Origin of the sequence: Youxingia wuxianensis, from assembly GCF_014385085.1 — a bacterium.
Taxonomy (GTDB): domain Bacteria; phylum Bacillota; class Clostridia; order Oscillospirales; family Ruminococcaceae; genus Youxingia; species Youxingia wuxianensis.
In genome coordinates this window covers 425,484-446,317 of record NZ_JACRTD010000001.1, presented here as the reverse complement: position 1 = coordinate 446,317, position 20,834 = coordinate 425,484, and the positions used below count along the sequence as shown (strand labels likewise).

Sequence of the window (20,834 nt, the reverse complement as noted above, 5' to 3'; positions counted from 1 at the left end):
CACGGTTCACTCAGGTTGAGAGATCCGGCTATCATGTCAGGAAAGTTAGCTATCATCTGTATCACCCCCTAGAGAGTATATCACAAAATCCCTTTATCCACTAACTTTGGAGTAGAGCCGAAAAATATCAACGAAAAGGCCGCAAGAATATTGCCGCTATGGAGCAAATCTTGAAGCGGATAAAAAGAATGAAGTGACTGCGATCACTCACACTTGACATTATATAGATATTGTGATAATATGATAAACTGGAATAAGTGGTGGAGTCTGTCATAGAGAGCTTTTTGCATCTCTATTTATTCCAAAATGTTTTTAATCAAAAATTAGTTGCTGATATTTGATTAAGCACAGAAGGCAGAACTTCTCACAGAAGGGTCTGCCTTCTTTTTTTGCCAATGATTTGAGGAGGGAAATTGTGGATTTTTCTTTTAATGCATTTCTTGAAGGGGTCTCATCAAGTCCGATCTTATGCATCACAGTATTATTTACATTGGGCGTGATTTTTGTAAACGGTTGGACCGATGCGCCCAACGCTATCGCAACATGCATCACGACTCGATGTATGCGTGTGCGCAGCGCCATTTTGATGAGTGCGGTATTTAATTTTCTTGGCGTCTTAATTATGACTCAGATCAACAGCTCGGTAGCCTCCACCATAAGCAACATGGTTGACTTTGGCGGTGATACGCACAGCGCTCTCGTTGCCTTGTGTGCCGCCCTGCTTTCCATTGTGGTGTATAGCGTAGGTGTTTCCCGTTTAGGAATTCCCACCAGCGAGAGTCACAGTCTGATTGCCGGCTTGACCGGAGCGGCTCTGGCCATTCAAAACGGAACTGACGGGATCAATATGGATGAGTGATCCAAGGTGCTCTACGGTTTGGTACTGAGCCTTGTGCTGGGTTTTGCTATCGGCTGGATCATGTGCAAACTGGTTACGCTGATATGCAGTTCTAAGGATCGCCGAACGACCAATCGTTTTTTTGGAGCAGCGCAAATTTTCGGTGCTGCAGCTATGAGTTTTATGCACGGTGCACAGGATGGTCAAAAGTTTATCGGCGTTTTGTTTTTAGGGATCGCTTTTTCAAATGGCCAGAGTAGTGTTACTGGAATGACCATCCCGGTCTGGCTAATGCTGCTGTGCAGTATCATCATGGCTCTTGGGACAAGCGTAGGCGGAGAGAAAATCATCAAATCTGTGGGTATGGACATGGTAAAACTGGAAAAATATCAGGGATTCTCTGCCGATCTTGCCGCAGCGTTCTGCCTGTTGCTCTCCAGTCTGTTTGGCATTCCGGTTTCAACCACCCATACAAAAACCAGCGCGATCATGGGCGTTGGTGCTGTAAAAAGGCTTTCCGCCATCAATCTTGGTGTTGTGAAGGATATGGTGCTTACGTGGATTTTCACTTTTCCGGGGTGTGGATTGATCAGTTTCGTGGTAGCGAAAATCTTTATTGCCGTTTTTTAAGCATAAATGCATTTGCGTTAATATAATAACCAGTATGAGGTGGAAACAATGTCGAAAAAACAAGATTCTTTTTATTTTCAGAATTTTATGGACTGTGCAGATTGCTCACGACGAGCCGCGTATTTTTTAAGAGACACCCTGGAGCACTTTGATGCGACAGCTTTAAAAGAAAAGCTGGACGAAATGCATAAGATTGAGCATGCTGGCGACAGCAAAAAACATGAATTGATAAACACCTTGGTGAAAGCGTTTATTACGCCCATTGATCGGGAGGACTTGGTGCAGATTAGCCAGAACATGGATGATCTTACCGACAAAATTGAAGATGTTCTGATTCGAATCTATTACAATCATATTTCTGACATACGTGAAGACGCTTTCCAGATGGTAGATGTACTTATCCGCTGCTGTGAGGAAATCTGCTTATTGATGGAAGAATTTCCACATTTCAAACATTCCAAGAAACTCCACGAATGTATTGTTCGAATTAACAGTCTGGAGGAAGAATCGGACGAACTGTTCATCTCCTGTATGTACCGTCTGCACGGAACAAACATCGATCCGTTGCATATTCTCGTATGGCGGGAAATTTATCTCTATCTGGAAAAATGTGCAGATACCTGTGAACATATTGCAGATATTGTGGAAAGCGTTGTTATGAAAAACAGATGAGGAGAAAAATATGCTTGCGAAGATAAAAAAACAACCTCCAGGGCGATTAATTGCCATAGGGTTTGCCCTGGTGATATTGATTGGGGCACTTTTACTTATGCTGCCAGTATCGGTGCGAAATGATGCGAAGGTACATTTCATCGACGCCCTTTTTACCTCGACCAGTGCAGTTTGCGTGACAGGTTTGATTTCCATTGACGTTGCGGATCACTTCACCTTCTTTGGTCAGGTAGTCGTTGCTGCCCTGATCCAGATCGGCGGATTGGGCGTTACATCCATTGGTGTAGGACTGATTTTGGCTGCGAGAAAAAATATCGGAATCAAAGGACGGATCCTGGTCAAAGAGGCCCTGAATATAGATGGGATCAAGGGCATTGTCCGGCTTGTTAAAGCGGTTTTACTCATGACCTTCTGCTTTGAACTGGCAGGTGTTATTTTGAGCTTCATCGTATTTGTGCAGGATTACCCCGTCCTGAAAGCGCTTTGGATCAGCATTTTCCACTCCATCGCCGCCTTCAACAACTCCGGCTTTGACATTCTGGGCGGCTTGAGAAATTTAATCCCATATCAAAGCAATGTTCTGCTGAACTTGACTACATGTGGCCTGATCATTTTCGGCGGACTGGGTTTTCTTGTAATTTTAGACATATTGAAAAAACGGTCCTTCCGGAAATTGACTCTTCATTCCAAAGTGGTCTTGTCAACAACGCTTGCTCTGCTTTTGGGCGGTACGCTGCTTTTAAAGGCAACCGAGAATGTGACATGGATGGGTGCGTTTTTTCAGAGCGTATCTGCACGTACGGCAGGATTTTCTACCTATCCCATTGGCGAGTTTACCAATGCAGGCTTATTCACCTTGATCGTACTGATGTTTATTGGCGCCTCGCCTGGCTCTACGGGCGGTGGTATCAAGACAAGTACATTTTTTGTTTTGGTGCAGCATGTACGGAGCTTGTTTACCAAACGTCATATCGGCGCATTTCGTCGCAGTATCCCATTTGAAGTGTTCTCTAAGGCGTGCACCGTTACGCTGCTTTCCATGCTGTTGGTATGCGGCGGAACGTTTTTGCTCTGTGTGCTGGAGCCGGAATACAGTTTTGTGCAGCTTATGTTCGAAGAAGTATCCGCGTTTGGTACAGTGGGTCTTTCTACTGGAATCACGCCGGATCTCGGTGTGGCAAGCAAACTGGTGTTAATTTTCACGATGTTTGCCGGACGCGTCGGTGCGTTTACCTTGCTGACGCTCTGGATAGATCGTCCTTTGCCCAATATCCGTTATACGGAAGAATCTATCACAATTGGATAATACAAGGAGAAGTGCAAAATGAAAAAGAAAAATAATGCAAATTCCTACGGAATTATAGGGTTGGGGCGTTTTGGTATGGCGCTGGTGGAGTGCCTTGCATCAGCGGGAAAAGAAGTCATCGCTATCGATAAGGACGAGACGCGGGTACGAGAGGCCAGGCGCTTTACGGAAATGGCTTTGGTTGTTGATAATCTGGAACAAATGACCCTTGAAGAGGCCGGGATTCAGAACTGTGAAGTTGTTGCGATATGTATTGGAGAACAAATTGATGTCAGCATTCTTGCAACCATGACAGTATTGAAAATGGGCGTCGGACATGTCATAGCAAAGGCAACAAGCTTTATTCATGGCGAAGCGCTCAAACAACTGGGAGCATCGGTCGTATACCCTGAGAGAGATATGGCGATACGGCTTGGCAAAGGACTGCTGTATAATAGTTTTCTGGATTCTATCGCATTGAGCGGCAATGCTGAGGTGCGCCGTCTCCAGGTGTCTCAAAAACTGATTGGCACGACCATTCAGGATATGAACATCCGCCGCCGTTATGGAGTAAACATTATCGCCGTTGAACATGACGGCCATACAGATGTGAATTTTGCGGCGGAATATTGCTTCCGTGAAGGTGATGTGATCAATGTCGTTGGACAGATTAAAAATTTGGAACATTTTGAGGAGGATATCCAATGAACCACGGCGAATAACGCGGCATTGGAAAAACTACTTTTCCATCGCTGTGAAAGGGTGTATTGTCGGCGGAACGATGTTGGTTCCGGGTGTCAGCGGCGGTTCAATGGCCATGATTCTTGGCATCTATAGTTCTCTTATTTCCGCCGTCAGCTCATTTCGTCAGAAAAAAAGCAGGAACTTTTGCTTCCTGCTTGTGTTTTGTATTGGGGCAATGGTCGGAATGGCGTTGCTTTCAAATCCGATCTCTTATTTAATAACTACATACCCGAAACCGACGATGTATTTCTTTATAGGAGCAGTGATTGGGGGAATTCCCATGATAATCCGCGAATCAAAAATTCATGCGTTCTCATGGAGAGTCCCTGCGTATATTTCTCTTGGCGTACTGATTGTTGTCGGCATATCAGTATTTCCGTTCCGTTCGGAAAATATTGGACAATTAACTGGATTATCAGGATTTTTGAGTTTGTTCGCCGCAGGAGCAATTGCCGCAATCGCACTGCTTCTTCCCGGTGTCAGCGTATCTTATTTTCTGCTGTTGTTAGGGTTGTATGACGAAACAATAACGGCCATTCAAACATTTCAACTGTCTTTTCTGATTCCCATGTTGTTAGGAGGTATCGTTGGTATTATTTTAACAGCCAAGTTATTAGAAAAAGCAATGATGCGCTACCCGCGATTTACATATTTGGTCATCCTTGGCTTCATCCTTGGATCCGTCGCCAGTATTTTCCCTGGAATCCCCGCTTGGAGGGAGTTAATAGTATGTATCGCAGCCGGCTTAGGCGGCTTTTTCATAATCTATTTGCTTTCACATAATGGTGTTATCACAAAAGAGGAAAAATAAAAAGAACTTGACAAATCTCTTTTCAGCAGCAGAAATTAATAGATGCTCTATCGTTATGTCCCATGAGCCATCTACACCGTAAGGATTCGCATCGCATTTTCCGGGGATGTATGGAAAAAGGACAATCCCCATGTCGACCGAACCGGTATAAATGCTATTTTCCCGCACAAAGCATACAAATAAAGGCTCTACTCCCGTTTTAGTGGATAGGAGTATTTAGAAAGGGTTAGGGACAGCGAGTTGGAGTTTACCAGCAACAGGTAAATCATCGAGGCAAAGCCCTCATAGGTATTAAAGCCACGGGCTTTCCGTTTGGCTGCCTGTATCATGGAGTTAATACCCTCACAGACAGCGTTGGTAATGCGGTGGTAGAAGTAGGCCAGTATCTTCTCCTTGTGGTTGCGTAGTGTGGTGGCAGCGTCTTTCATTGGCTGCAACCGGCAACGGCGCATCCAGGAATAGAGAGAGTCAAAGGCGTTCCTTGCTTCCTCCACCGTATAGCAGTAACCGTCAAAGCTGAGGGCGGCTGGACAGACATGGGACAATAGTGGTGGGAAGTTGCGAAACTTCCCACCACTATAACGTTCAGGGGTGTACAGTAAATGACGAGCAATGAACTGAAACACGAAGCCAAGAAGCAGGAATGGAACATAGCTATACAGGAATGCCGGGGCAGCGGTCTCTCCGTAAGCGAATGGTGCCGGCAGCAGGGCGTTACAACAACCACCTATTACCGTTGGGAGCGGGAACTTCTGACGGGAGTGCGGAGCAACGGAACACCGCCATCAACGACCGTGACCTTTGCGGAGCTGCCGGCGCCGAAGCAGGTGTCACGCAACGTTGCAGAACGTTGCGCCACGCTGCATATTGGCAGTGCCAGTCTGGACATTTACTCGGGATGCGATGCAGAACAGCTGAAAATGCTGGTGGAGCTGCTGCGCCCATGCTGAACGATTTCACCGGCGCAGACAAAGTCTATATTGCCTGTGGCTACACAGATCTGCGCAAAGGTATAGACGGTCTGGCACGCCTCGTCCAGCAGCAGTTTGCGTTAGATCCATTTACCAACACATTATTTTTGTTCTGCGGACGGCGGCGGGATCGGATCAAGGGCTTGTACTGGGAAAAGGATGGCTTCATCCTGCTGTACAAACGACTGGAAATGGGCGCGTATCAATGGCCGCGTTTTGAATCTGAGGTAAAAACCTTAACGCCGCAGCAGTACCGTTGGCTTATGGAGGGGCTGCAGATCGAGCAGCCGAAAGCCCATCGCCCAGTAATGGGATTGACCACAGTCTAAGCAGAGAAAAAGTGGCTGGAAACCATTGAAAACACTGGCTTTTTGCCGTGTTCTGTGGTATAATATCTACATGGAAAACAAAGAAATGCAGACAAGGAACACGGAAGAAATGGTGACCATTTCCCGTGCGGAATATGAGCGTTTGCAGCAAGAAAATGCGCAGATGGAAGCAACGCGAGTAAGGCTTGAAGCAGAGCGCATCAAGCTTGAGGCGGAACATGCAAGACTGGAAGCAAAGCTTGCTGCCCGTGAGCAGGAGCAAGCTCAAGTCATTACCAGCCTTACGCTGCAAAATGAGTGGCTGCTGGAGCAGCTGAAGCTGTCCAGGAAAAAGCTGTTTGGCCGTTCTTCAGAGCAGGCGGAGCAGATGGTCATGGATCAGCTGAGCCTGACCTACAACGAGCTGGAAGCCTACGCCTTCGGCACAAAGGCCGCCACGGAGAAGCAGATCACCGTGAAGGCACACGAGCGCAAACGGCAGTCCGGCAATGTGCTGGATGTCGTTCCAAAGGGTACTCCCACCGAGGTGGTGGAGCACCGTCTGCCGGAGAATGAGCGGATCTGCTCTGCCTGCGGAAGCGAGTTGGTTGAGATCGGCAAAGAGGTTCGCCGGACGCTGCAGATGAAGCCGGCAGAGTTCTGGGTTCGCGAGGATGTATACTACACCTACGCCTGCAAGAACTGTGAGCAGGAGACTGGCGAGGCCAACATTGTGAAGGCAGCGAAAGAACCCTCACTGCTGCCCGGCAGTTTTGCCTCTGCGGAGGCGGTGGCGTATCTGGCAGCGCAGAAGTTTGTCATGTACTCGCCGCTGTACCGGCTGGAACAGGAATTTAATCGTCAGGGGCTGAAGCTGTCCCGGCAGACCATGGCCAACTGGCTGCTGAACTCTTCGGAGAAGTGGCTGCAGCCGGTCTACGATACGCTGCACGAGCAGCTCTGCAGGGAGACTGTGCTGCACGCCGACGAGACGACCTTGCAGGTGTTGAGAGAGCCGGGACGTTCCTCCACCAGCAAGTCCTACATGTGGCTGTACCGCACCAGCGGCTGCGCAAAACAGGCCATTGTGCTGTATGAGTATCAGCCCACGAGGAAAGCGGAGCACGCCGAGCGTTTCCTGCAAGGCTTCTCAGGATGGCTGCACGCGGATGGGTACCAGGGCTACCACAAGCTTCCTGAGAATATCCGGGTGGTTGGGTGCTGGGCCCACGCGCGGCGAAAATTTGACGAGGCACTGCAAACGCTGCCTAAGGAGATGCAAAAGGACTCCCCGGCAGCGATTGGCGAATGCTATTGCTCCCGGCTTTTCAAGCTGGAGCAGGCGTTTGCGGAGCTGACGCCGGAGGAGCGGTATGAAAAGCGGCTGGAACAGGAGAAACCTGTTTTAGACGCGCTGTTGTCATGGACAAATGAGATGCAGGTGAAAACAGTCCCGAAATCCACGTTGGGCAGGGCCATTCACTATCTGTTGGAGCAGTGGCCGTACCTGACAAGGTATCTGGAGGATGGCCGTCTAGAGCTGAGCAACAACCGCGCCGAGCGCAGCATCAAGCCCTTCGTGATGGGCAGGAAGAACTGGCTGTTTGCCAATACAGCCGGTGGCGCGCGGGCCAGCAGCTTGATCTACAGCCTGATTGAAACGGCGAAGGAAAACGGGCTGGATCCGTACCGATATTTGCTTTGGATCCTGCGAAATGCGCCGCAACTGAGTGAAACTGATGAAGCATGGGCTGAAAAGCTGCTGCCCGCGAGAGCCCCGAAAGAATGCTATATGCCGCAATAACAGAAGACCGCCATCTCGGTGAGCAGTAGCTCCTTGAGATGGCGGTCTTTTTATACGCGGGGAGGTTTGACGCTTGCGTATAGCAAGCGTAGAAGTCATCCAGGGCAGCAACAATGCTGTATGCCTTCCAGTAATATATACAGATAATTATCTCTTTCAAAAAAGGCGGAGGGTGCCCCCTCCGCCTTTTTGCTTATTTATGAATATGCTTTTTAATGGTCTTTACAATTTCTACTTGTAGGATTGACATAAGGGACAGCCCAATGACGATTAGCCACTGTGTGCCATCCAACAAGGTCAACCGGAACGCATTTTGCAGCGCAGGAACAAGCAGAATGCACGCCATCAGAAGAGCAGATACCACGAAGGAAACGATCAACCAAGGATTGATCCCTTCTGCCCGCACCCAGATAGGCTCCGTATTGGAGCGCTGATTAAAAGCGCGAAGCATCTGCGAGAAGGCCAGTACACAGAACGCCATTGTCTGACCGGTCACATGCCCGCCCATGCTTGCGCCGATCCAGTAAGCGCAGGTGGTCATGGCCGCCACAAAGATGCCTTGTATAATAACACGGCGTACCAGATCTTTTTCAAACAGAGTGCCCGATTTTACTGGCTTATGCTTCATAATGTTCTTGCTGGCCGGATCAACACCCAGTGCAAGGGCAGGCAAGGTGGCCGTGGCAAGGTTTACCCACAAAATGTGAACGGCCAGAAGGGGTGCATCCCAGTTAAACAGGGTTGCAACAAACAAGGTTAGAATTTCTGCAATATTACCAACCAAAAGGAACTGGATTACCTTCTGGATATTGCGGTAGACACGACGGCCTTCCTTGATGGCATAAGCAATCGTGGTAAAGCTGTCATCCAGCAAGATCATGTCGGCGGCATCCTTGGCCACATCCGTACCGGTGATACCCATCGCAACACCGATGTCCGCTGCTTTCAGGGCGGGGGAGTCATTGACACCGTCACCCGTCATAGCCGCTACTTCACCGGTGCGTTTCAAACTCTGGATGATACGCAGTTTATCCGCAGGGGATACACGGGCGAAGACGGTTGTTGTTTTTACCGCATCGTCCAATTCGTCATCCGTCATCGTATCCAGTTCCTCACCGGATACGACGGTGTTGCCTTCTCGGTAAATATCCAGCTCTTTCGCAATGGCAAGGGCTGTCACCTTATGGTCGCCGGTGATCATAATCGTTCGGATGCCCGCCTGACGGCAGGTACGCACGGAATCGGCTACTTCCTTTCGGGGCGGGTCGATCATTCCGGTCACACCCACAAAAGTCATGTCAAATTCTACATTCTCATCATCATCATCTGTAGGTAGCTCCATGAGGGTGCGCATGGCAAAGCCAAGCACACGCAAGGCACCCTCCGACATGGAAAGGCAAAGTTTTGTAATGTTTTCTTTGTCAGCCTCCGTAATAGGCCGCACACCTTCCGAAGTCAGAATGTGAGTACACAGGGGCAGCATTTCATCCACCGCACCCTTGGTATAAGAAATCCACTTTTCATTGATGCGGTGAACAGTGGTCATCCTCTTACGCTCAGAATCAAAAGGCTGCTCAAAAAGGCGGGGATAATCATCCTCCAGGGCTTCATGGTCGATTCCAAACGCCTGTGCCAGATAGATCAGCGCACCCTCTGTGGGGTCACCGATGATTTCTCCCTTTCTATCCGGGTCAAGGCTGGCGTCATTGCAGAGAGCCGCTGCATAAACCAATTCCTTATAGACCGCGGGATGCTGGTTGGTAGCATTTTCAACCGGGGTAGTTGTGCCGTTTTCAAAATCTCCGTTGACCGCAATGTGTGTTACCGTCATTTTATTGAGTGTGAGCGTACCTGTTTTATCGGAGCAAATGACGGTGGCGCTACCCAGGGTTTCCACTGCGGGCAATTTACGAATCAGTGCGTTTTTCTTAGCCATACGCTGCACGCCCAGCGCCATTACAATAGTGGCTGTAGCAGGCAGACCTTCCGGGATGATAGAGATTGCCAGCGAAATCGCAACCAGGAACTGCGGAATCAGCGGGCGCTGATAGAAAGCACCGATGGCAAAGATCAGGGCACAGACGATTAGTCCAACAATGGTCAATGTCTTACCAACTGCGTTCAGCTTTCGCTTTAAGGGCGTATCCGTATCGTCCTGATTGTCCAGCATACCGGCGATGTTGCCTACCTCGGTATCCATGCCGGTGGCTACCACAACGCCGGTCGCCCGTCCGTATGTGACAATAGCGGAGGTGTATGCCATATTACTGCGGTCGCCCAGGGGGCAGTCTTCCGGCAGCAAATCTTCCGCTTCCTTTTCAGAAGGGACGGATTCGCCCGTTAAAGAAGCCTCCTGCACCTTCAAGTTGGCGGAATCTATCAGGCGTAAGTCCGCCGGAACCATGTCCCCATCGCCAAGCATCACAACGTCACCCACTACCAGCTCGCTGGCGGGAATTACGGTCTCCTCCCCCTGGCGCAGAACACGGGCCGTTGGGGCGCTCATGTTGCGAAGCGCCTCCAAAGAGGATTGTGCCTTCTTTTCCTGCACAATACCAATGACAGCGTTGACGATTACAATAACAAAGATTACCGCCGCTTCCGTCCATTCCTGCAAAATTGCGGAAAAAGCGGATGCGCCGATGAGGATAAGTACCATCGGGTCAATGATCTGCGCTTTCAGCATTTGAAGAATGGTTTTGGGCGGTTTCGAGCGCAATGCATTGCGCCCATATTTTTCCAGCCTTTCGGCAGCCTCGGCATCACTTAATCCTTCCTCGGAGGTATGTAAAGTCTCATAAACCTCCGTAAGTTTCAGTGCGTGCCAAGGCGTCTGTCTGTGTCGATCCATGATGGATCAATCACTCCTTTCTTTGATAAAATTTATATTCTGACCGCCTTTCAGCGGTGGTCAGCAAAAAAGAACACAAATAGGCATAGCCTGCTGTCTAACAATTGGACGCAGGTTATGCCTATTATATATAAAATCTATTCAATTTATAGTTATTGTTACTTCGATCAGCGTCGCTACTGTCGGCGTTGTCCATAGTAAGTCTTTCAATTCCCTTCTTTGAATAATTTGCTTTTTATTGTATAGGGAAACCCGCAAGAAGTCAAGGCTGAATTGGGAAGTTCATACTAATTTTAATTTTGAGCGTTTCAAGTTCTCTTTTATAACATGGAAATTTAGATTCACTGACGTTTGCCTATCTTTTATTAAGAAATTAAAGAAAATAAATTCATAGATTACCGCAAAGGTTTTTGTAAAAAACACCCTTGACAAATCTCTTTCCAAAAGGAAATTCTCTTGGATTACGCTAAGAAACACGGATATTTGCATCCTCAATTTTTCGTAGATGATGGAGTAAGTGGGACTACCTTTAACCGTCCAGATTTTCAGCGTATGCAGCGAATGGTTGAAAACGGAGAAGTGGGCACGATTATCGTAAAAGATGTTTCCCGTTTCGGTCGTGAGCAAGTGGAAATGGGCAGATTGACACAGGTTGTTTATCCATCTTTAGGCGTTACCTTTATCGCTATTCAGGAAAATGTAAACAGCACCACCGGCGAAGGTATGGAAATGCTGCCCTTTTACAGTATTTTCAACGAATGGTATGCGGCGCAGACAAGCAAGAAAATCCGTGCCGTCAATGAACTCAAGGCTTCACAGGGAAAAAGAGTTTCGCCAACGGTAGCTTATGGGTATAAGAAAATTGAAGGCAACAAAGAACAATGGTACATTGATGAACCTGCGGCAGAGGTTGTCCGCAAGATATTTAATCTCTGCTTAGCTGGTAAAGGTCCGTTGCAAATTGCCAAACAGCTTGAAAAAGAGAAAGTACTTGTACCGTCTGCATATTATGATTCGATAGGCAGAAAGCACAGCAATCCCACTCCGGCAAATGTGTACGGATGGGACTGCGCAACGATAAGAAATATTCTTGAAAATCAGCAATACACAGGATGTACTGTAAACGGAAAGTCCAGTACCGTCAGCTACAAGGTGCATAAAAAGGTTCATAAGCCAAAAGAGGAGTACCAGATTATCTCCAACACTCAAAAAGCAATCATTGATGAGCAGATATGGCTGAGAGTTCAGGAACTGCGAAAAAACAAGCGAAGAAATACGGCAACAGGCAGACAGAGCCTATTTGCGGGATTGCTGTTCTGTGCTGATTGCGGCTCCAAGCTTCATTTTTGTGCGGCAAAATCTTTGAAACGAAATCAGGAATTTTACCGCTGTGCCAACTATAAAGACGGCAGAGGTTCCTGCACAATCCATTATATCCGTGATGTGGTTTTGCAACAGATTGTGCTTGACGAAATATCGGCTTTGGCAGATTTTGTTCGCTGTTACGGTTCGGTGTTTCGCATAATCCAACAGAACAAACAATCCTCATTACAGCAAAAGAGAGTTCACGAATTAACGCAAACTCTCGAAAACAGTAAAAAACGTATTGCAGATTTAGATAAGCTTTTCACTCGTATTTATGAAGATAATGTAATCGGCAAGCTTCCTGATGACAGGTATTCCAAAATGGCTGCTGCATACGAAAAAGAGCAAAAGGAATTGGAAGTGCTTATATCCAATTGTGAGAAAGAACTTCGTGACGCTGAGAAAAAGACGGTGGATATGAAAACCTTGTATCAGGGCTTGATGGAGTTTACCGAGGTCAAGGAGCTTACCCCCACGATTGTAAACAAGCTAATCAAACGCATAGAAATCCATAATCCCGAAAAGAAGCATTCTCACAATTCCGTAAAAGTGGATATTACCTTTACAGCAATCGGGTTATTTCAAAAGCCGGACGAGGCGGAACTTCAAAAACTTATACAGACAGTTAAGGATAATCCCGCTGAATACAAGCAAATATCTGCATAAACGCAAACGGAGTAACACCCCGAAAAGTGTTACTCCATCTACATTTCAAAAAACTTCCTTATGCGTAGTCAGCAAAGCGCAGGCTTTTTATTTTGTTAAACAGCGACGTTCGAGCGTTTACGTGAGGGCTTCCCCTCCCGATAAGAAGAACGAGAATTTTTTTCCCGGAACGCCGGACGGTTCGCACCGTGTTTACCCTCATGTCGGTTCCCTTGCTTATAAAGAGCTTTCGGTTTAACACCGGAAAGGGTAAATGTAACCGGCTGGCCTTTAATAGTAGCGTTTTCCATATTCTCCAATACAGTCAAGGCGTCGTTTTCAAACATTTCCACTACAGAATGATGATCAAAAATATCAATTTTCCCAATAGAGCGAGAAGGTAAGCCGGTAGCGTCGACAATTGCACCGACGATAAAGTTCGGGCCGATTCGCTGGCTTCTGCCGATATCCACATTAAGGACCACACGCTTTCCGCCCCGTCTATCAGTACGGTTGGCAGCTACCGGACCTTTAAAGGCGGGAACCAATTTTTTATCCTTGGCGGACATCATCTGCAAAAGTGCGCAGGCGATATCTTTTGGCTCATAACCTTGCTGAGCGATCTGTTCCACCGTTTCCCCCCAGCTCTGATATTCTTCCAGCGCCAAACACTTTTCAATTTTAGAGATAAATTTTTCTCGGCGCTTGTGCATAATGCTTTCCGGGGAAGGAAGGGGAGATTCTATAATTTCCGCATTGATAAATCGTTTTAATTCTTTTATTGTCCCCACCTGTTTATAATTGCAAACCAGGGTATGGGAAGAGCCTTCTTTTCCGGCGCGGCCGGTTCGGCCAATCCGATGGATATAATATTCAAATTCCTGTGGGATATCATAATTAAAGACAGCTTCAATATTTTCTACATCAATTCCTCTAGCCGCAACATCAGTAGCTACCAGAACATGAATTTTTCCATCGCGAAACGACTGCATCACCTGGCTGCGGGCAGATTGTTTCATATCTCCATGAAGCCCGGCGCTTTTAAATCCCCGGTCATTTAGATACTCTACCATGTCATCCACCATTTTTTTCGTATTGCAAAAGATGACCGAACGCTTACAATCATTAAATTGAAGCAGCAGGTTGATGGCATCCATCTTTCGGGCCTGAGGGACTTGATAATAATACTGCTGTATTGTGCTGATCGTACGCTGGGAGGATTGAATATCCACCATTTCCGGATCAGTTTGGAACTGCTTAGTAATCTTTAGAATTGCCGGCGGCATAGTTGCAGAAAACAAAATGGTCTGCCGATCTTCCGGAGTCTCAGTAAGAATTGTTTGGATATCCTCCAAAAATCCCATATTCAGCATTTCATCCGCTTCATCCAGGATAACCATTTTCAGTTCATCCAGCTTTAAGGTTTTCCGGCGCATATGATCCATTAACCGGCCAGGGGTGCCGATAACAATATTTGCAGTTTTCAATTGGCGGATTTGGTTATCCATAGGAGCTCCGCCATAAACACAAGCGATACTGACACCTTGTTTATATTTCGAATATTTACGCATTTCTTCCGTAATTTGCATAGCAAGTTCCCGAGTAGGGGATAACACCAGCACCTGTGGTTTTTTCGAACCGGATGCGGCGACCAGTTCTACCGCAGGAAGTCCAAATGCGGCAGTTTTTCCGGTACCGGTGCTGGAGCGTCCGATGACGTCTTTGCCGGAAAGGATCAGGGGGATCGCCTGTGCCTGAATTGCAGTGGATTCTGTATAGTTCATATCTTCAATCGCCCGGTGAAGTTCCGGGGATAAATCAAAACTATCAAATAAAGGATTGCTCATGTAATTTTATAACCTCTTTCTTCTTTAAAAAAAGCAAGGAGTACAAAATCCTTGCTTACTAAACAATAATTAACTGTATTATTTATATAATATCACAAAAAATACAGTTTGTGTGAGTTTTTTAAATTTTTTATTGTTAAATTTTGAAGAAGAAAAGATCAGTAATTTGTGAACTCTTACCTAGAAATATTGAAAATATGACAAAATCGTGATAAAATGCGGATAAATATTTAAATATCTAAAATCTCTAGTAATAAAAAAGAAAGAGGCACTAAAATGAAAAAATTATCCACAGGCATGATTGCCTTGATTGTTGTAATCGCGCTGCTGGTCGTCTTTTCTGTTATGGCGGTCGGAGTGTACAATGGAATGATCAGTACCAGAGAAAATGTCAATACTGCCCAGGCCGCTATTGACGCCCAGTTAATGCGCCGCGCGGATTTAATCCCTAACTTGGTAGAAACGGTAAAAGGTCTGTCCGCTCAGGAGCAGTCGGTAATCGACAGTGTGACTGAGGCCAGAACGCAGCTTGCAGGCGCACAGTCTATGGAAGAAAAAGCGGCGGCCAACGATCAGCTCAGTTCCGCATTATCCCGTCTTTTGATGGTAGTGGAAAATTATCCGGAAATCCAGTCCAGCCAGGGTTATATCTCGCTGATGGATGAACTTTCTGGGACCGAAAATCGCATTACCGTGGCAAGGACCGACTATAATGAGGCGGTAAAAGAGTATAATCTGAAAATTACCCGATTCCCTGGGAGTTTATTTGCAGGTATATTCGGATTTGAAAAGGCAGAGTACTTTACGGCCCCGGATTCCGCTCAGGATGCCCCGCAGGTGGATTTTAGCTAAAAGTGTTTGTGAAAGATAGAGAGTAGTGAGTAAACTTGAAAAAATATAAACGGCTTTTTTCCTTAGCGGCGGCCCTTGTAATGATTGCCGCTTTGTTTTGCGGCGCCATACCAAAGCCTACGGATCAGTTTTATGTAAACGATTATGCAGGGGTGCTTTCCGAGCAAACTAAGGATTATATTATGAGCCATTCGGCTGCGTTGGAAAAAGAAACCAAAGCACAGATCGTTATTTTGACAGTACAAACGTTGGATGGCCAGGATCCGGCGTCCTATGGATTGGAAGTAGGGCGCAGCTGGGGTATCGGAGGGGAACAGGAGGATAATGGCCTGCTGATTCTTTTAGCCACAGAGGATGGAGAAATCCGTGTAGAGGTAGGGACCCGTTTGGAAGGCGCTTTAAACGACGCCAAGGTGGGGCGGCTGATCGACGATTATGCCCTTTCTTATTATAAGCAGGGAGATTTTGACACGGGCTCCTATGAACTTTACAACGCGTTGCTTGCCAATGTGATGGAAGAATATGGGCTGGAAAGCCTTGCAGGTTATGAAGATGCACTGCAGCAGGAGGATTCTTCCGAAAATATGGATCTGCTCATCATGGTGCTTATTCTCGTATTCATGTTTGGCATTTCTCCGGTATTATTCCGCAGACGCGGTTCCCGTTATCACAATCATCGCGGGCCGTTTGGAGGAGGAAATTTCCCTGGAAGCGGCTTTGGCGGTTTTGGAGGATTTTCCGGCGGCGGAGGCGGATTCTCTGGGGGAGGAGGATTTTCCGGCGGGGGCGGTGGTTTCTCCGGCGGAGGCTCCGGACGCAGCTTTTAAAGGTATAACAGTCCCACTTTTGTATTTAACAAAGTGGGACTGTTTTTTTCTCTTGGAGGAAGGCAAACAAGTCGTCTTGTGAAAAAAATAATCGGCAGGAGGAAGGCAAAACATCAAACTGCCGACATACACCCAGGAGTTCTTCCGGTGTATGGCAGAGATAAGTAGTATTGGGCAACGGCAGAAATCTGGCGTTTTTCGGCCAGGAAAGGCCGTATATTTTAGGAGTAGGGGAGTAGTGAGAAAGATAAAGAAGGGAAAGCTTTGGATATTCCATAAGCGCTGTACGCAATGCCGTGTTAAAGATTAACTTATCGCCTCTGCTGAGGATGTCATAGAGGATACACAGTTCAACTCCCTTTAATGCCGCTGCGATTTCCTGCGCAAGTTTTTCGCTGAGATAAAAAAACTGCTGGGGCACTGGAGTGAATGGCTGGGAATAGTCATATCTATCCACCGGCTTTTTACAGAAGGTGTCCGTAATAGTAACAACCTCTGACGGAAACTGATTAAAACAACCAAAGCAATGTTCCCGCAGGATTAAGCGGGGAGAAAGATCTTTTTCAATAAAATAATCTAATTGAGAAAAGACCATGCTACCTGGCTGCTCTTCCATGGTTAAAATTGCGGTTTTGATAACAATCCCCCCGTTTATCCAATATTTTATGTACTATATTATGGATTTTTCAGGATTTTGTTACAAAGCTACTTCTGTATGTTGCCTGCTTTCTTTAAACTGTGGTATACTTTATAAATAAGTTAAAGAAAGAAGTAGGGATTTATTATCAGATGAAATACCAGGTTATCTTATGGGACATGGATGGAACCTTGATTGATACTTCCGCCGGATTATTTCAAAGTCTTAAACAGGCTTTCTTAGGACTGGGGATGCCGGAACCATCCCCGGAACTGCTTAAAATATTTATCGGACCCCCGGTAAGTTATATTTTTAAAAACTACATAGGGGCCGATGAGCAAACCACCCAAAAGGCGGTACAGCTTTTTCGCAGCGATTACCAAGCATCTGGAATTTATAACAGCGTTGTATACGAAGGATTGGTGCCGCTGATTGAAAAAATGCGGGAAAATAAGATGCTTATCGGCGTCGCTACCTTAAAGCCGGATTCCTCTGCCAAGTGGCTTCTTGACTACTTGAAGATCGATCATTTAATCGACGCTTGCCAAGGCAGCGACGACATAAAAAATATTACAAAGGCTCAGACTATCGAGCATTGTCTGGAGCGTCTTGGCGTTTCAGATAAAAGTAAGGTTGTCTTAATCGGAGACACATCGGTTGACGCCGCTGGTGCGAAAGAAGCGGGTGTTGATTTCATTGGGGTAGAATATGGATGCGGCGGTTTAAAAAAAGCGGAGAAAGAAAAATTAGGCGCCGCCTATATCGCCGCAGATATTGCAGATTTGGAAAAATTTATTTTTGAGTAAATGTTATTAAGGGGGTAGACAGTATGGATATGAGTTTAAAAGCCATCATGGAAAAAAGAATTAACAAGACCATTGGAAATCTACAGAATAATAAGATGGACGCTTATTACGCAAAAACGAAGGAAGATGCGGTAAAGTTGGTAGACAGCCTGATTGGAGATGGGGAAACGGTATCTTTCGGCGGTTCTATGAGCTTGTACGAATCCGGCGTCATTGATCATCTTAGAAATAGTAAAAAATACAACCTTCTCGACCGGGATGTACCGGGCCTTACCCCGCAACAGCGCCGACAGATTTTTATCCAAGCCTTCGACTGCGACACCTACCTTGCCAGCAGCAACGCTGTAACAGAAACGGGGGAACTCTATAATGTGGATGGAATGGGCAATCGTGTGGCCGCATTGACTTTTGGGCCGAAAAGCGTCATTCTGGTAGTGGGCTATAATAAGATCGTAAAAGACTTAAACGCAGCGGCTGACCGGGTAAAAAATATTTCGGCGCCGGCAAATGCCATGCGGCTTGATTGCCAAACCCCTTGTAAGGTCCTGGGGGGCTGCGCCAACTGCCGCAGCGACGGACGTATCTGCTGCACCTATGTAATTCACGCCCAGCAAAGAGAAAAGGGAAGAATTAAAGTGATCATTGTAGGAGAACCCTTGGGCTATTAGCGATCAAAAAAAGAAGCCTTCCGCGGAAGGCTTCTTTTTTTATATAGCCGCGCCTTGGCAAATCGAAGATTTGCTCCCGCCGTTGGCGGCAAAACGCTGTGCGTTTTGGGGGCGCAGACCGGGAAAGGGATCTTATGGTTTCCAAAAAAGCGAAACCATTCTCGGACGAGGTCCGAAGTAAAACGGTATTTTTCCGTTATTTTTTATAACTCGTTAAATTTAGATTGTAGAGTTATGCGCCCGCTCAAACAAATCTTTTACTTCCTGGGACGGTTCCTTATCAATCAAGGAAACAAGGACAATTACTGCCAAAGCGATAAAGAAACCAGGAACCAGGGAGTAGAGGCCGGTGCCCGAAAGGAAGGATACATTTTCCCAAACAACTACGGTAACACCGCCCACAATCATACCGGAGACGGCCCCCTTCAAGGTCAGGCGTTTCCAGAAAAGGGACAGCAGTATGACTGGTCCAAAGGAAGAACCAAAACCAGCCCAAGCATAGGACACAAGGCCCATAACCGTACTGTTAGGATCCAATGCCAAACAATACGCGATCACTGAAATTACCATTACCGCGATACGGGAAACCCAAATCAGCTCTTTATCGGAGGCCTTCTTTCTGAATAAGGCTTTATAAAAGTCATTTGAAACGGCAGACGCCGCCACTAAAAGCTGTGAATCGGCGGTACTCATCGCTGCCGCTAGAATTGCGGAAAGCAGAACGCCAGCAATAAGTCCTGGGAACAGATGGGTAACCAAGTCCATAAAAATCACTTCCGCAGCGCCTACGTCAGTATAAGCGCCGCGTCCGCCAAGGAAGGCAATCCCAACAACTCCCACCATAACAGCGGCCAACAAAGAAATGATCACCCAAATCATGGCGATAATACGGCTCTTTTTAATCATTGAGCTCTCTTTAATCGCCATAAAGCGGGTAAGAATATGGGGCATACCAAAATAACCGAGTCCCCAGGCCAGACCGGAAATAATGGTTACCAAAGCTACTTGCCCTGAAGCGTCTGCAAACAGATTTAAATAGTTGGTTCCGCCTAATTCACTGATCAGCTGAAAGGAAAAATCAGGGGTTTTAGCCGCCGCCGCGAAGGGCACAATAACCAAGGCTACAAACATCAGTGTCCCTTGAATGAAGTCGGTCCAGCATACTGCCATAAATCCTCCTAAGAAGGTATATGCGATGATGATAAAGGAGCCGATCGTCAGCGCAACCACATAATCCAATTTAAATACATACTGGAACAGTTTCGCTCCGGCAGAAAATGCGGAAGCAGTATACACCAAAAAGAATACAAAAATAATTACCGCACATACGCTGCGGATCAAAGTAGACTGGCTCAAAAAACGGTTCTGCAGATATTGGGGAATCGTGATCGAATCATTGGCTACAGCAGTAAACTTCCGGAATTTAACCGCAATAAATTTCCAGTTAAGATACGTGCCGATTGCCAGGCCAATGGCAATCCACCCAGCAGACAATCCCGACCAAAAGGCCGCTGCGGGAAGCCCCAAAAGAAGCCACCCGGACATATCCGACGCCTGAGCGCTCAAAGCAGTTACCCAACTGCCAAGGCCGCGTCCGCCCAGGAAATAATCGGAGATGTTTTTGGATTTACTGTAGAAGTAAATCCCGATGGCCAGCATCATCAGAAAATAAACAATAAATGCTGACAGGATACTGATATTAATTTGCAAAGCTGAACTCTCCCTCCGAATTTTATTTGTTCAATGGTTTAACGCTTTTATATAAAGAAAATATAAAGATTATTTTATACTATCTTAACTACTTTTGCAAGTTTACTGTTAAGATCATTCAAAATTATTAAAATGAAGGTTAGTCGGTTGACAGCGGACAGGAAATTGGTATAATAAAAGTGTCTAGAAATTGTGCTGACGCATATTGTCTTATCAGGAGGATCTCTACCATGTCTATCCATTATTTATCAAAGAAACTAATGTCTTTGTTTACCGCAATATTGTTTGCACTTTCTCTTGCGGTTCCGGCGTTGGCAGGAAATCCGGATACGGGGGATAACTCCGGCTTGCTTTTAGGAGTAATGGGAGCACTGCTTTTAATTTCTGTGGTTCTGATTGTGGTTTATGCGGTAATGTCCGCGAAAAAAAGAAAAAAATAGTTAGTTTCTTATGAGCTTTTGCCAGAAAATCCTTTTTCTAAAAGAAGAAGGATTTTTTTGTTGTTTTTGCACTTTATTAAGGCAATAACTAAAAGCGAATTTGTGGTAAATCTTGAAAATCGC

The 20,834-nt window shown here is 46.4% G+C and carries 18 protein-coding genes and 1 pseudogene; 14 read left to right on the top strand and 5 right to left on the bottom strand.

Features of this window, described 5'->3' with window-relative positions; translation table 11 throughout:
* The first annotated feature begins 415 nt into the window (after window positions 1–415).
* From H8705_RS02275 to H8705_RS02255, 5 genes and pseudogenes are all read left to right on the top strand, one after another.
* A pseudogene (locus H8705_RS02275) lies at window positions 416–1,468 on the top strand (anion permease).
* Between the two features lie 48 nt (window positions 1,469–1,516).
* Window positions 1,517–2,140 (top strand): DUF47 domain-containing protein, encoded by a 624-nt coding sequence (locus tag H8705_RS02270; protein WP_262394229.1) that lies wholly within the window; start codon window positions 1,517–1,519, stop codon window positions 2,138–2,140.
* A 10-nt stretch (window positions 2,141–2,150) separates the two neighbouring features.
* A complete protein-coding gene (locus H8705_RS02265) occupies window positions 2,151–3,446 on the top strand; it encodes a TrkH family potassium uptake protein (protein WP_087185441.1) in 1,296 nt (431 codons plus the stop codon).
* Window positions 3,447–3,464: 18 nt separating this feature from the next.
* Entirely contained in the window at window positions 3,465–4,133 is a 669-nt protein-coding gene (locus H8705_RS02260; RefSeq protein WP_262394228.1) for a potassium channel family protein, read from the top strand.
* The gene (locus H8705_RS02255) at window positions 4,081–4,980 is read left to right on the top strand and encodes a DUF368 domain-containing protein (RefSeq protein ID WP_262394227.1); all 900 of its coding nucleotides are present in this window, start codon (window positions 4,081–4,083) and stop codon (window positions 4,978–4,980) included. Before H8705_RS02260 ends, H8705_RS02255 begins: the two co-directional genes overlap by 53 nt.
* A gap of 188 nt (window positions 4,981–5,168) precedes the next feature.
* On the opposite strand, the gene H8705_RS02250 is transcribed toward H8705_RS02255, so the two are convergent.
* Window positions 5,169–5,474, bottom strand: coding sequence for a transposase (locus tag H8705_RS02250; protein ID WP_262394247.1), 306 nt, complete (start codon window positions 5,472–5,474; stop codon window positions 5,169–5,171).
* Between the two features lie 108 nt (window positions 5,475–5,582).
* On the opposite strand from H8705_RS02250, the gene tnpA reads away from it, so the two are divergent.
* The 3 genes from tnpA to tnpC are packed head-to-tail and all read left to right on the top strand — an operon-like array spanning window position 5,583 to window position 8,063.
* A complete protein-coding gene (gene tnpA / locus H8705_RS02245) occupies window positions 5,583–5,930 on the top strand; it encodes an IS66 family insertion sequence element accessory protein TnpA (protein WP_262394226.1) in 348 nt (115 codons plus the stop codon).
* Window positions 5,924–6,280 (top strand): IS66 family insertion sequence element accessory protein TnpB, encoded by a 357-nt coding sequence (tnpB, locus tag H8705_RS02240; protein ID WP_262394225.1) that lies wholly within the window; start codon window positions 5,924–5,926, stop codon window positions 6,278–6,280. Before tnpA ends, tnpB begins: the two co-directional genes overlap by 7 nt.
* A gap of 25 nt (window positions 6,281–6,305) precedes the next feature.
* The gene (tnpC, locus tag H8705_RS02235) at window positions 6,306–8,063 is read left to right on the top strand and encodes an IS66 family transposase (RefSeq protein WP_262394224.1); all 1,758 of its coding nucleotides are present in this window, start codon (window positions 6,306–6,308) and stop codon (window positions 8,061–8,063) included.
* A 193-nt stretch (window positions 8,064–8,256) separates the two neighbouring features.
* Here tnpC and H8705_RS02230 read toward each other — a convergent pair whose 3' ends face one another.
* Complete coding sequence (locus tag H8705_RS02230; protein ID WP_262394223.1) at window positions 8,257–10,914, bottom strand: cation-translocating P-type ATPase; 2,658 nt, start codon at window positions 10,912–10,914, stop codon at window positions 8,257–8,259.
* Between the two features lie 432 nt (window positions 10,915–11,346).
* On the opposite strand from H8705_RS02230, the gene H8705_RS02225 reads away from it, so the two are divergent.
* A complete protein-coding gene (locus H8705_RS02225) occupies window positions 11,347–12,945 on the top strand; it encodes a recombinase family protein (RefSeq protein ID WP_316248639.1) in 1,599 nt (532 codons plus the stop codon).
* 95 nt (window positions 12,946–13,040) lie between these two features.
* Here the strand turns inward: H8705_RS02225 and H8705_RS02220 are convergent, their stop codons facing one another.
* Window positions 13,041–14,771, bottom strand: coding sequence for a DEAD/DEAH box helicase (locus H8705_RS02220; protein ID WP_262394222.1), 1,731 nt, complete (start codon window positions 14,769–14,771; stop codon window positions 13,041–13,043).
* Window positions 14,772–15,047: 276 nt separating this feature from the next.
* On the opposite strand from H8705_RS02220, the gene H8705_RS02215 reads away from it, so the two are divergent.
* Window positions 15,048–15,623, top strand: coding sequence for a LemA family protein (locus tag H8705_RS02215; protein ID WP_262394221.1), 576 nt, complete (start codon window positions 15,048–15,050; stop codon window positions 15,621–15,623).
* Window positions 15,624–15,658: 35 nt separating this feature from the next.
* Window positions 15,659–16,450 carry a TPM domain-containing protein gene (locus tag H8705_RS02210; RefSeq protein ID WP_262394220.1) on the top strand — a complete coding sequence of 264 codons (792 nt, stop codon included), beginning with the start codon at window positions 15,659–15,661 and terminating at the stop codon, window positions 16,448–16,450.
* 25 nt (window positions 16,451–16,475) lie between these two features.
* Here H8705_RS02210 and H8705_RS02205 read toward each other — a convergent pair whose 3' ends face one another.
* Window positions 16,476–17,045 (bottom strand): hypothetical protein, encoded by a 570-nt coding sequence (locus H8705_RS02205; protein ID WP_262394219.1) that lies wholly within the window; start codon window positions 17,043–17,045, stop codon window positions 16,476–16,478.
* 194 nt (window positions 17,046–17,239) lie between these two features.
* Between H8705_RS02205 and H8705_RS02200 the strand changes: the two genes are divergently transcribed.
* Both H8705_RS02200 and H8705_RS02195 read left to right on the top strand, forming a co-directional pair.
* Complete coding sequence (locus tag H8705_RS02200) at window positions 17,240–17,893, top strand: HAD family hydrolase (protein ID WP_262394218.1); 654 nt, start codon at window positions 17,240–17,242, stop codon at window positions 17,891–17,893.
* A 23-nt stretch (window positions 17,894–17,916) separates the two neighbouring features.
* Window positions 17,917–18,561 carry a lactate utilization protein gene (locus tag H8705_RS02195; RefSeq protein WP_262394217.1) on the top strand — a complete coding sequence of 215 codons (645 nt, stop codon included), beginning with the start codon at window positions 17,917–17,919 and terminating at the stop codon, window positions 18,559–18,561.
* A 219-nt stretch (window positions 18,562–18,780) separates the two neighbouring features.
* On the opposite strand, the gene putP is transcribed toward H8705_RS02195, so the two are convergent.
* Window positions 18,781–20,271, bottom strand: coding sequence for a sodium/proline symporter PutP (putP, locus tag H8705_RS02190; protein WP_262394216.1), 1,491 nt, complete (start codon window positions 20,269–20,271; stop codon window positions 18,781–18,783).
* Window positions 20,272–20,501: 230 nt separating this feature from the next.
* On the opposite strand from putP, the gene H8705_RS02185 reads away from it, so the two are divergent.
* Window positions 20,502–20,711: a hypothetical protein gene (locus H8705_RS02185; RefSeq protein WP_262394215.1), complete on the top strand. Its 210-nt coding sequence runs from the start codon at window positions 20,502–20,504 to the stop codon at window positions 20,709–20,711.
* Window positions 20,712–20,834 lie beyond the last annotated feature (123 nt).